Origin of the sequence: Blautia sp. MSK.20.85 (genome assembly GCF_013317245.1) — a bacterium.
Lineage (GTDB): Bacteria > Bacillota > Clostridia > Lachnospirales > Lachnospiraceae > Blautia_A.
The window spans coordinates 149937-162719 of sequence record NZ_JAAIUN010000007.1 but is presented as its reverse complement, the minus strand read 5'-3'; the positions used below and the strand labels follow the sequence as shown (position 1 = coordinate 162719).

General features: G+C 43.6%; 12 protein-coding genes. 2 read left to right on the top strand and 10 right to left on the bottom strand.

Annotated elements, in window-relative coordinates; all coding sequences use genetic code 11:
- On the bottom strand, positions 1-729 hold a 729-nt coding region (locus G5B12_RS06240; RefSeq protein ID WP_244096049.1), incomplete at its 3' end, for an RNA-guided endonuclease InsQ/TnpB family protein.
- 17 nt (positions 730-746) lie between these two features.
- Entirely contained in the window at positions 747-1157 is a 411-nt protein-coding gene (gene tnpA, locus G5B12_RS06235; RefSeq protein WP_180214417.1) for an IS200/IS605 family transposase, read from the bottom strand.
- Between the two features lie 400 nt (positions 1158-1557).
- Between tnpA and G5B12_RS06230 the strand changes: the two genes are divergently transcribed.
- The gene (locus G5B12_RS06230; RefSeq protein WP_021975815.1) at positions 1558-1773 is read left to right on the top strand and encodes a FeoA family protein; all 216 of its coding nucleotides are present in this window, start codon (positions 1558-1560) and stop codon (positions 1771-1773) included.
- Between the two features lie 51 nt (positions 1774-1824).
- Positions 1825-3810: an EAL domain-containing protein gene (locus G5B12_RS06225; protein WP_021975816.1), complete on the top strand. Its 1986-nt coding sequence runs from the start codon at positions 1825-1827 to the stop codon at positions 3808-3810.
- Between the two features lie 150 nt (positions 3811-3960).
- Here G5B12_RS06225 and G5B12_RS06220 read toward each other — a convergent pair whose 3' ends face one another.
- The 8 genes from G5B12_RS06220 to G5B12_RS06185 all read right to left on the bottom strand — a co-directional run bounded on the left by G5B12_RS06220 (position 3961) and on the right by G5B12_RS06185 (position 12778).
- Entirely contained in the window at positions 3961-5145 is a 1185-nt protein-coding gene (locus tag G5B12_RS06220; protein ID WP_021975817.1) for an SAM-dependent methyltransferase, read from the bottom strand.
- A gap of 117 nt (positions 5146-5262) precedes the next feature.
- Positions 5263-6840 carry an ABC transporter permease/substrate-binding protein gene (locus G5B12_RS06215; RefSeq protein WP_202031870.1) on the bottom strand — a complete coding sequence of 526 codons (1578 nt, stop codon included), beginning with the start codon at positions 6838-6840 and terminating at the stop codon, positions 5263-5265.
- A 3-nt stretch (positions 6841-6843) separates the two neighbouring features.
- Complete coding sequence (locus G5B12_RS06210; RefSeq protein WP_021975819.1) at positions 6844-7977, bottom strand: ABC transporter ATP-binding protein; 1134 nt, start codon at positions 7975-7977, stop codon at positions 6844-6846.
- A gap of 118 nt (positions 7978-8095) precedes the next feature.
- Positions 8096-10198: an acetate--CoA ligase family protein gene (locus tag G5B12_RS06205; protein ID WP_021975820.1), complete on the bottom strand. Its 2103-nt coding sequence runs from the start codon at positions 10196-10198 to the stop codon at positions 8096-8098.
- A gap of 20 nt (positions 10199-10218) precedes the next feature.
- A complete protein-coding gene (locus tag G5B12_RS06200) occupies positions 10219-10758 on the bottom strand; it encodes a 2-oxoacid:acceptor oxidoreductase family protein (protein WP_021975821.1) in 540 nt (179 codons plus the stop codon).
- A gap of 3 nt (positions 10759-10761) precedes the next feature.
- On the bottom strand, positions 10762-11499 hold the full coding sequence (locus tag G5B12_RS06195) for a thiamine pyrophosphate-dependent enzyme (protein WP_021975822.1): 738 nt from the start codon (positions 11497-11499) through the stop codon (positions 10762-10764).
- Position 11500: 1 nt separating this feature from the next.
- Positions 11501-12553, bottom strand: a complete 1053-nt coding sequence (gene vorB, locus G5B12_RS06190; protein ID WP_021975823.1) for a 3-methyl-2-oxobutanoate dehydrogenase subunit VorB — start codon at positions 12551-12553, stop codon at positions 11501-11503.
- 12 nt (positions 12554-12565) lie between these two features.
- Positions 12566-12778 carry a 4Fe-4S binding protein gene (locus G5B12_RS06185; protein ID WP_118061818.1) on the bottom strand — a complete coding sequence of 71 codons (213 nt, stop codon included), beginning with the start codon at positions 12776-12778 and terminating at the stop codon, positions 12566-12568.
- Between the last annotated feature and the right edge of the window lie 5 nt (positions 12779-12783).

The window sequence follows — 12783 nt, the reverse complement described above, 5'->3', positions numbered from 1 at the left end:
TCCATACCATTGTGCCTGCACCCTTGCAATCTCTTTATGAAAATATCTTTCCAATGCAAGATATCTTCTGCCCAGGATAAATGTATTCCCATTCCCGGAATCATAGCATGTCATAAGATTATGAAGTCCCAGATCAACTGACAGATAGTGTCCATTCTGCGAAAGTTCTTCCCTCTCTGAAATCTCATAAACAACAATAACTTTACATTCACCTTTTTCCGGTGGGTAGATCCGCAACTGTTTGATCTGATCCATGCCCCTGAAAATCTTATTTTCAAGATAAAGAAAGTTCTCATGGATCTGATACGTTTCTTCCATATATCTTTTTAATGCTTTTGGAAGGGACAGACGGACTTTTTCTGTGTCCCATTCATGTATAATTCCCATCTGCATATAGGTAATGGGGATACTTTCCTGTTTAAACCGCGGTGGTCTGGGATTCTCAATCCCTCCGGATCTTTTCAAGGCGTAAAAAGATTTCCATGCTTTATCCAGCAGCTTGCAGACTTCCTGGGCTGTCTGAGATGGAAGCTGTTTATACCACAGATCCTCTCTATGGGATTTTTTCTGATAATACCAGTCCGGGTATTTCTCCATTCCCATTTCTTTGTAATGCTGACGTTCGTAATTACAGACATTCCAGAGCTTGGATGCCGCATAACACATATGTCCGATGACGTTTGCATATTCCTGACTGACCTTTATGGATGTTTTCTTTGACAGCAGCATTTCCCACCTCTATGATCTCAATAAGCTTTACTCTGATGCTCAATATATCTGCGGATATTTTCTTCCGACACAGACCCGACCGTTTCCACATAATAGGAATGGTTCCACAGCTCTCCTTTCCAAAGCTGTTCTCTTATTTCCGGAAAACATTCGAATAATTTCCTGCCGGTGATCCCTTTCAGATATTTCACGATCGCAGTTATGGATAATTTGGGAGGAGCAGACACAAAACAGTGCACATGGTCTCCTTCCCCACATTCAAACAAATGGACGGTAAAACCTTTATCCGCTGCGATCTCCTGCACCAGCTCCTGAAGATATGCTTCAATCTCCGCATTCAATATCTTCCGCCGGTATTTCACTGACCATACCATATGGTAATTAATATTGCACACACAAGTGCGGTAATGTATAAGATTCTCCTTCATACATATAGTATAGCATAGTATTAAGAATATCACAATAAAATGCCGAACATATTTTCTTTTTTAATAAAGCTGGATACAGCATTTTTTAGTAAAAAAATAAATATATTTTACTTATAATGTGCAGATATGCACAGTTTACGCTTTCATCTCGGCAATTGAATTACCGAGGATTCCCGCTTATCTTCCTAAACTTATTTTTTATCTGCATTGGATCTTCTCTATGCTTTTTTATCATAACACAAACACCTTCACCTGTCGTCCTGTATGACAAAATGTTTCTTATTTTTCCAAAACCATTGACACAAAATCTCTGCGCGTTATAATGTTAGTTGTAACTAATTTATGTTGGCGGATATCTTTCCGCTTTCACTGTTCACATACGGCTTTTTATGGAGGAATCATGCCACTGAATTTAGCTGATATCAACACCGATTATATCATTCAGAAAATATGCGGGAATGAAGGGGACCGCCATTATCTGGAAACCCTGGGGTTTATCGAAGGCGCAACTGTACGGATCGTATCAATCCTTCTCGGCTCTTACATCGTCCGCATACAGGAAAGCAAAATCGGTATCAGTCAGGATTTTACAAAAATGATCATCGTGCAGGCCTGAAAAAGCCTGCTCAATTTTATTTATCAATAAACAAGGAGACTTATTTTACCCATGAAAAAAGAAAAAAGTGTACTTCATCTTTGCGAAGGCACCCTGCTTGCGCTTGTGATCCTGTTGATTATGGATCTTTATCTTCTGAAATTTCTTCAGGATCCGGAAGTATCCTACTATCCCATACTTCATCTTATGGAAGCAGCTCTGGCACTTCTGGTTGTGACCCTGGCGCTTTCCCTGATCCAGAGAGAACTTCTCTCCCGTCTTATCGTAAAGGCATTTCGGGATATCACCGGTGTCCACAACAAAACATCCCTGGAAAAGCTGGTTCAGGACTTAAGTAACCGCCCAAGCACTTTTGGCGTTGGCGTCATGATGTTTGATCTGAACAATCTGAAATATGTCAATGACACTTACGGACATGAAAAAGGCGATGAATTTATCCAGACCTTCACCTACTGTCTCACCCGGATCCTGGATTCTGACAGTTTTCTGGCCCGCTATGGCGGAGATGAGTTCATCCTGATCCAGCAGAACACCAGCCTCTCCGAGCTTCAGCATATGGCAGAGAAACTGGATTCCCTTGTTCAGGAATACAACACCAGAACTACACTGCCTTTAAGTTATGCCATCGGATATGAAGTCAGTTTCCAGAATCACTATTTTATGATGGAAGATCTGATCAATGCCGCAGACAAAAAAATGTACCAGGACAAAGCCAGCAGGAAAATTGCTGCTATCCGGGAACTTGCCCCTTCCACCCATTCCCGCAATACGGTAATCCCTGCCATCTCTTCGGAAGCCCTTTCTGAAAAGATCCGGCAGATCCAGAAAAGTACCGGAAGTTCCCTCTCCATCGCCCTGATCTCCACAGACATAGAAAATTTTCATTACATCAATGACAAATACGGATATTCCCTTGGAGACGAAATTCTGAATATTGTCTATGAAGAGCTGGCAGGAGCTTCCTTTACCATCCTTACCACCCGCTTTTTCTCCGATGTATTTGTCAGCATTGCAGATATTACGGACCTTACCAGTGAAGCGCTTCTGTCCCAGATCGCAAAACTTGATCAGCAGATCAGCCAGCGCATCCGCAATACCTACCACGTTAATTTCTTCCGCACAAACTCCGGAATCTGCTTTATCCCGGATGCCGAAACCTCACCGGAAACCGTACTGTCCTGTGCAAATGTGGCAAGGCGGCTCTCCAAAAAAATGATTCCGCCCTGCTGCATCTATTCAAGGGAAATTGACCGGCAGGAAAAAATGCAGGCAGAAATTCTCCATTCCTTCCATCAGGCTCTGAAAAATGAAGAATTTCAGATTTATTTTCAGCCCAAAGTATCTCCCACCAACGGAAAAATCTCCAGTGCGGAAGTCCTCGTCCGTTGGCTCCGTGACGAAAAAACGCTCTGGTCCCCGGCTGTGTACATTCCATTATTTGAACAGAATGGTTTTATCATCAGTCTGGATTATTATGTTTATGAAAAAACCTTCCGATGGCTTCAGAAATTTTCCATTCAGCTTCCGGCAGATTTTCGCATTTCCCTGAATGTCTCTCCACTGCACTTTGAGGAACCGGAAAATTTTGTCAAAAAGATCTGCGAACTGATCCGCACCTATCAGGTGGACACTTCACGCCTTACTTTTGAGATCACGGAATCCACCTATGTAAACAATACCGAGGCCGTCAACCGTGTGATCCGTGGCCTGAAGCAGCATAATATTCAGATTTCCATGGATGATTTCGGCTCCGGATATTCTTCCCTGAATACCTTAAAAGATCTGCTGTTCAATGAAGTAAAGATCGATCGGAAATTCCTTGGCGATTCCCTTACGGAAAATGCAAAGATCGTTCTTCAGGAAGTCTTCCATATGCTGAAACGCATGGGAAAATCCATTGTATGCGAAGGTGTGGAAACAGAAGATATTGCCGAATTTCTGAAAAAAGAAGGCTGCGATGAGATCCAGGGATTCCTGTATTACCGTCCTATGTGTGAGGAAGATTTTGAAAAGCTGCTCCTTGCACCGGGGGTATGATGTCAGTCTCTCATTTCTCCGAAGCAATCTGTTATGATAAAAAACCTCCCGGAACAGTACAGCATTTTTAACTGCTGACTGTTCCGGGAGGTTTTTATATTCATATATGTTATTTTTCGGATACTGATTTTGATCTTGCTTAAGGGAAGATCAATACCACCGTGTCATTGGCAGATCGTTGTTGATTCCTTTTGTCATAAGGATCTGATGAAGATCGATAATTCCATTATGGAAAGTTGCCGCACATGCAGACAGGTAGAGATCCCACATACGCAGAAATTCTTCGTCAAACATGGTTTTCTCTTTTTCAATGTTATCACGGAAATTCTTTTCCCAGTGAAGCAGTGTCTTATTGTAATGCAGACGGAGATTCTCGATATCCAGAGTATGGAAATTATCCTCTGCCATATGGTTCAGGATCTCACGTAAACTCGGAACGGTTCCGCCCGGGAAAATATATTTCTTAACCCACGGATCACCCGGGTGCTCCTTCAGGGCACTGATAAAATGAAGCAGGAACAGTCCACCTGGTTTCAGAACTTTCTCCACGCAATCAAGAAACAGCTGATAATTGTCACGGCCAACATGCTCCAGCATACCAACACTGACAACACGGTCAAACTGATACTCTTTCTTGGGAAGATCACGATAATCCATCAGCTCTACGGTAAGGTAATCTTCCAGTCCCTGCTCTTTGATCCTTCTCTGAAATTCCGCATACTGCTCATGGCTTAAAGTGATGCCGGTACCGTGGATCTTATACTTCTTCGCCGCCTCGATCAGCAGAAAACCCCAGCCACAGCCAATATCCAGAAGGCTCATGCCTTCTTCCAGATGTAATTTCTTAAGAATATAATCAACTTTATTTACCTGTGCCTGATACAATGTATCATCTTCATGAATAAAGTATCCACAGGAATAACTCATCGTCTCATCCAACCATAATTTATAAAAATCATTGCCAATATCATAATGGCTGGTTACTTCCTTTTCCTGGTTTTTCTTGGATGTTGAGCTGAACATGATCTTCTTCAGAGCAGACTCATTGGTAGAAAATTTCCCCATCTGTCCCAGAAAATGATCCAGTGCCTCATAAAGATTTCCCTCAATATCCAGATCCCCTCTCATATACGCCTCGCCCAGCGCAAGGGACGTACTTTTCATCAGATCTGCAAGAGGAATCGCTTTCTTAAAATTCACCGTAAATGTAGGTTCACCCTCTCCGATATGATACTCGGAATTCTTGAACTTTACCAGAAATGGATAATCTGTAAAGCGTTCAAGGAACTGCACCATTGCTTTCTCTTCTGTCTTTTCCTGTAATGTCTCAAACATAATAGTCTACCTCCTTTAACACTGCATATGATACACCCGGAGGAAGGCTTTATGTCAAGGTGCGATTTTCACAAAATATTCCCAAAAAAGCGGCCTAATTTCAGACCGCTTAAAAATTTATTCTATCATTCCTTTTTCTTTCAGAAATTCCACAGCTGTTTCTTTCGGAGTTTTTCCCTCTACATCTACCTGGTAATTCATATCCATCATCTCTTCTGTGGTGATAGCTCCTTCCATCATATCCATAACTTCCTGAAGCTGCGGATATTTTTTCAGGGTTTCATTCCTGGTAATGGACACAGCCTGATACGGCGGAAAAAACTCGATATCATCTTCCAGTTTCACAAGATCCATCTTTTTCAGTATGGCATCGGTCTCAAAAGCATCGATCACATCCACTTTTCCAGATGTGAGTGCCTGATAACGGATATTTCCTTCCAGACCATTCACTTCTTTAAAGGATACCTGAAATTCTTTTTTTAGCTTGGGCAGAAGATCCTCACGCTGGGTAAATGCTGTTGTGCAGCCCAGTTTCAGGCTGCCCGCCTGAGCCAGAAGTTCGGAAAGCTTTGTGAGATGACACTGCGCTGCTGTCTCCGGAGTGACTGCAAACACATAGGTATTACTGAATCCCAGAGAATCGGATACCTGCATGCTGTAGTTTTCTTCCATGCCTGTTTTTACTCTGTCATAGACTTCCTTCGAATCTGAAGACATTTCTTCTTTCAGGACGTTGGAAATCAGCACGCCTGTGTAATCGGTAAATGTGTCGATATCTCCCCGCTCCATGGCGGACATAGTGATCATGGTTCCGTTAAGATTAAATTTCTCTTCAACCTTGATATCTGTCTGGTCCTGGATCAGCTGGCTGTAAATATTTCCCAGGATCAGTGCTTCTGTAAAGTTCTCACTGCCAATTACGATTTTCTCTTCTTTTCTCTGGAACACACTGTATACAGAAGCGAAACATGGAACTACCAGGATCAGGACAAGAAGACAGACCGCCATAACTGTTCGTCTTTTCCGTTCTGCTTTTGTACGGTTTGTGATCTGGTCTACCGGTTTCAGGCCTTCCGGAGTCAGTGCATTCTCCACTTTTCCGAGAACAAAATCTACCACCAGGGCCAGAAGACAGGCAGGCAGTGCACCAAGAAGTACCAGATCCGCATCATTGGCATTTAAGCCCAGATTGATCAGCCATCCCAGACCTCCCGCACCTGCAAAAGCAGCAATGGTAACGGTTCCAACAGCTGTTACTGCTGAAATACGCACACCTGCCATAATATAAGGCATTGCGATGGGAATCTGTATTTTGTACAAAATCCTCCATTTTGTCAGGCCGATGCTGCTGGCTGATTCAATGGCCGACTGCTGGATACCGGTGATGCCGATATATGTATTTTTTATGATCGGAAGCAGGGCATAAATGATAACCATGATAATGGCCGGCTTCTGTCCGATTCCCACCACAGGAACCAGAAAAGCCAGAAGGCCGATACTTGGGATAGACTGCATGATATTTGCAATTCCGATCACAATAGACGAAGCCTTTTTGTTTTTTGTTACAAAAATTCCAAGAGGAATACCGATGCATATGGAAATCAGTACTGCTGCCGAAGTCATCTGAATATGTTCCAGAAGAAGCTGGACCAGCTCTTCTCTTCTCTGCATAAAAACTTCAAGAAAAGTATTCACCTGTCACCCCTCCTGTTCTTTTTTGTAACGTTTGCTGAGTGTCGAAAGAAGGATACTCTTGGTCAGTGCCCCCTTCAGTTCCCTGCGCTCGTTCAGTACCGGAATGATTCCGGATTTATAGTAATCGATCTCGTCGATGATCTCCTGAAGAGAGCTTTCTTCATAAACAGATACATAATCGGATGAGATCATATCCCCGATACTTGCGGACATATGCTGCACATCCAGTTTGCTTAAGTCTTCCAGCCAGACGATTCCCAGAAATCCCCTGGATTTTCCCTCTGTGATAAAAATACTGTTGATCGCATTCTGGCGCATAACCTGAAGCGCCTGTATCACAGTTCTGTCTTTGGAAAGTGTGTATGGTTCTTTGCACATAATGTCAGATGCATGTATATATTTCGGATTTCCCCACAAACGGTTCTTTCCTACGAATTTTTCCACATAATCATTGGCCGGATGCCTCAGGATCTCTTCTGTCTTATCGAACTGTATGACAGTTCCGTTCTGTATAAAGCAGATCTTGTCTGCACATTTGATAGCCTCATCCATATCATGGGTGACAAATACAATAGTTTTCTGGTATTCCTTCTGCAGCTTGACGATCTCGTCCTGCAGTTCTTCTCTTGTAAGTGGGTCCAACGCTGAAAAAGGCTCATCCATCAGGATCAGATCAGAATCTGTGGCAAATGCCCTGGCAACTCCCACTCTCTGGCGCTGTCCGCCGGAAAGCTGACATGGATAGCTGTTGCTGTACAGCTTGGGATCAAGATTTACCATATCCAGGAGTTCATTGATCCGCTGTTCCCGTTTTTCCGGTTCCAGTCCCTCAAGCTGGGGAACAATTTCAAGATTCTCTTTTACTGTAAAATGTGGAAACAGTCCGCCTTCCTGTACCACATACCCGATTTCTCTTCTTAATTTGATATCGGGGATCTCGCGGATGGATTTTCCGTCAATGATAATATCTCCCCGGTCCATGGGGAGAAGTTTGTTTATCATTTTCAGAAGGGTTGTTTTTCCACATCCGCTGGAACCAATGATGGCAACAAATTCCCCGGAAGAAAATGTCATATTGATATCCCGCAGGATCAGTTTATCTTTATAGGATTTCGAAACATTTGTAAATTCTATCATAGGCTTCACCTTTCCAATTCTACCTCATTATCCAGGTTGTCTCTCGATAGCTTCTTCTGATACATATCCAGAGTGAAGAAGGGCATTGACTGTGAATGCCCCTCTTCCTGTTCCATAATTATTTTACATGTTTTACGATCAGTGCATCGGCAACGCCTACACCTTCGCCTTCCGGATATACAAACAGTGGATTGATATCCAGCTCTTTCAGAGTATCTTTATTTGCGTTGGCGTATCTGCTGATTCCCGCGATGGTTTTGCACAATGCCGGAATATCGCATTTTGCGTTTCCTCTGTAGCCGTTGAGGAGTTTGTAGGATTTCAGTGATTTCAGCATATCCAGAGCTTCCTCTTCACACAGTGGAGCCGGATATAAAGCCACATCTTTAAATACCTCTACAAACACACCGCCCATTCCTACCATGATCATAGGACCAAACTGTGGATCGTTGTTTACTCCGATGATCATTTCCACGCCAGGTTTCAGCATGGGAACCATAAGGATTCCGTTGATCTTCGCATCCGGTCTCGCACCCGTTACATTATTCATGATCTCCTCATAAGCTTTTACAGCTGCTTCTTTTCCACGGATATTGAGTTTTACACCGCCAACATCACTCTTATGCAGGATGTCTGCGGATTCTACTTTCATAGCCAGCGGGCAATCAGCACTTTCTGCAAACGCAGCTGCTTCTTCCACTGTTTTTGCAATGACTTCTTTTGGAATATCTACGCCAAAATCTGCAAGTTCCATCTTGCTGTCATGCTCAGACAGTGCAAAGGTCTCCTTGCCAACTGGTGCTCCGGCAGAAAGTTCCAGTGTTTTTCCTTCGGAAGTATAGGAAATAAAATCAGCCAGATGACGGAGAATCTTAAATGCATATACCGGAGGAGGGAGAATCGGCACTCCGATCTTGAAGAGTTTTTCCTGGTATTCCGGGTTTCTGGTGTTTTCTGCAAACGGTATCATGGCAATCGGTTTGCAGTTCTTGCCTTTTTCCCGTACAACTTTTTCAATTCCCTGATACATATAGTGAATCGCAGGATCTGCCACTTCAAGAAGCAGAGTATAGCCGATCAGTACCATCTCAATATTTGGATCATCCATGACTGTACGCAATGCTTCTGCATACAGATCTGCATCGTAGGAAAGACTGGCTGTCATATCCAGCGGATTATTCGGAGATGCATAGGATGGAAGCTGTTCTTTCAGTTTTGCAAGAGTTTCCGGTGCAAAATCCGGATATTCGATTCCGTTAAGACTTCCTACATCCGCACAGATTCCGGTCTCGCCTCCGGAAAGGTTCATGGATGCAAAAACAGCCTTCTTCGGATAACGATTCAGTGTGGCAAGCATCAGTGAAGTGGCAATCAGTTCTTCCAGATCATCCACACGGATCGCTCCGAATTTTTTCAGAACTGCATCAAAGGATGCATCGGAACCTGAGAGACTTCCTGTATGGGAAGCTGCGATTGCTCCGCCTTTGGCACTTCTTCCTGCTTTGAGAATGACTACAGGTTTCTTTTTCGCAGCTGCTTTTTTCAGAACATCTGCAAATTTTGCCGCATTTTTTACACCCTCGATATAAACACTGACAACTTTTGTATCTTCATCTTCTACAAGGAAGTCCATATAGTCTTCCATCTGGACAATCTTTCCGTTTCCGGCTGAAATACTGTAGGAAAAACGCATTCCGGGATCATCCATCATGGAAAGGCACAGCTGGCCGCTCTGTGAAACAACGCCAACACTTCCTTTTCGGTCTCTCTTCGCAGAAATAAAAGCGAAAGCCTGCACATTATCAATGTAATTTACAAATCCGGCACAATTTGGTCCCATGACTGCAATGTCCAGTTCTTTTGCTGCTGCGATCAGTTCCGCCTCATTTTTCCTGCCTTCATCTGTTCCGATCTCGCCATATCCGCTGGCAAAAACAACGGCTCCGCCAACACCCTTGGCTGCTCCTTCTTTCAGAAGCGGAATGACTGTTTTCTGTGAAGTACAGATCACCATCATATCAATGGTATCCGGTATATCGGAAATACTCTTATAGCAGGGAACTCCAAATACACTTTCTCTTTTCGGATGTACAAAGTATACTCTGCTCATGTCTTCTACATAGCTGAGAGTATTACGGCATACATCTCCACCAAAACCTTCTTTTTCACTTGCGCCGATAACAGCAACTGATTTTGGTTTTAACAACTTGGTAAGATTCATATATCAGTCACCTCCTGATCTTATTTACCGGCTACTCCTCTTCGATAGCAAGCTACATTTTTCTCATTGTATTTGCCTTTTCCTTTTTTTTCAAAGAAAGAAACGATAGCGGATTCCATATATTCTACTGAGAACAGGTCGCTGTTGGCAGCCAGTGCTCCAAGCATGACAAGGTTCGCACCTTTTGGATTTCTGACTTCTGCCGCAATGTCTGTTGCAGGAATTTTTATAATTTTAATATCGTCTCTGTATTTACGGTCTTCCGGAACAATAGAGGAATTTACCAGAAGGAGTCCGCCTGGTTTTAATCTCTCTTCAAATTTGTCAATGGCAGGGGTATTCATGGTAAAAAGAATATCCGGATGTTTGGAGATCGGGCTGGCGATCAGCTTTTCGCTAACTTTTACTGTACAGTTTGCGGTACCGCCACGCATCTCGGAACCATAGGAAGGATAAAACAGTACGTTTTTGTCCTGTTCCATTCCTGCATTTATCAGAAGCATACCGGCAGTGAGGACACCCTGTCCGCCGAATCCCGCGCAAATAATTTCTTTTCCCATAATCTATGCCTCCTCTTTCTTATCCTTGAACTCTCCCAGCGGGAAGTATTTGATCATCTCGTTTTTGATACGTTCCACACTCTTTACCGGAGTCATATTCAGGTTTGTCGGACATGGAGAAAGAAGTTCCACAAGGCAGAAGCCTTCTCCTTTCATGTGCTTTTCAAAAGCTTTTCTGATGTATTTCTTGGATTGCATCATTCCTTTGGCATCTGCCATGGAGCCTCTTGCGAGGTATGCAATATCAAATCCTGTAAATGCCTGTTCTACACGGAATGGCATTCCAGCTTTTTTCGGATCTTTTCCTCTCGGAGTGGAGGTTGTGATCTGCCCTGGCAGAGAGGTCGGTGCGCACTGTCCACCTGTCATACCGTAGAGGCTGTTATTGATAACGATGGTTACCACATTGTCATTTCGGATTGCAGTGTGCATGGTCTCAGCCATTCCGATGGAATACGCCGCACCATCACCGATATATGCCATGACCGGATTTTCCGGACGGATCTTTTTTACACCGACAGCCGTTGCGATGGGACGTCCATGTGCTGCCATAATGGTATCAAATCTCCAGGAATCAATATTTAAAGAACCACAGGCAACGTCAACGATTGCCAGGAGTTTTTCACTTAAACCCATCTCTTCCATAACTTCTGCGATCAGGCGGACAGCCAGTCCATGCCCACAGCCCGGACAGAAACCGCTCTGTGTAAATGTAATTGTTTCAGGAGCTACTAATCTCATGTTATGCTTCCCCCTTTTTCAACATTTCTTTTGCTTTTGCAATGATTCCGTCAGATTCCGGAATTTCGAAGATCGATCCATAATGATCTACCGGATATCTACCGCCTGTTGCAAGTTTTACATCGTCTACCATCTGTCCGAGGATATTCATCTCTACGGTAAGAAATGCCTTTGCTTCTTTTGCCTGTTCAAAAGCTTTCACAGGAAACGGCCACAGTGTGATCGGACGGATCAGGCCCAGTTTAAAGCCTTCTTCTCTTGCGATCTCAACCGCCTCTCTGCAGACTCTGGAACTGATTCCATATGCTACCAGAACAACTTCTGCATCCTCAACCTGAATGCATTCGTATCTCTGTTCTCTCTGTTCCATCTCTGCATATTTATTGGAAAGGTAAGTTTCATAATCTGGATGTGTATAGTAAACATTCTGGATCTTTCTCTGCTCATCGCCTTTTTTACAGCCTTTGATCGTCCAGTCATATTTATTGATATCGTGCTCAATAAATTTCGGAATCTCCACTGCTTCGATCATCTGTCCGATCGCAGCGTCAGAAGCGATCAGTACCGGATGACGGTATTTCTCAGCAAGATCAAATGCTTCTGCCATCATATCTGCATTTTCCTGAACGGATGCCGGCGCAAGAACCAGTGTGTGGTAATCGCCGTGGCCGCCGCCTCTGGTAAGCTGCCAGTAGTCTCCCTGACCCTGTGCGATATCGCCAAGACCGGTTCCGATTCTCATTACATCAACGATAACTGCCGGAAGGTCTGCTGCTACAAGGTATGAAATTCCTTCCTGTTTCAGGGAAAATCCAGGGCCTGATGAAGTTGTCAGTGCACGTGCCCCGGCTGCCGCTGCTCCAAGAACCATGTTGATACCTGCAAGCTCGGATTCAGCCTGAATAAAAGTTCCGCCTACATCTTCCATTCTCCAGGATAAATACTCCAGGATCTCTGTCTGCGGGGTGATCGGATATCCACTGTAAAAACGGCATCCTGCTGCCAGTGCAGCTTCGGCCAGTGCTTCATTTCCTTTTAACAATACCTTAGCCATAACTGACCTCCTTCATCTTATTTCGAATACATAATCCGGACATACACGGTAACACATACCACATGCCACACATTTCGTTTCATCTACCTGAACTGTATTGTAACCTTTTTCATTTACAAAATCGGATACACTGAGTGCATCCTGTGGACATGCGTTGATACAATATCCGCAGCCCTTGCATCTCTTTGGATTCATATATAATTTTTCTTTATTTTCTTTTCCCATAATCG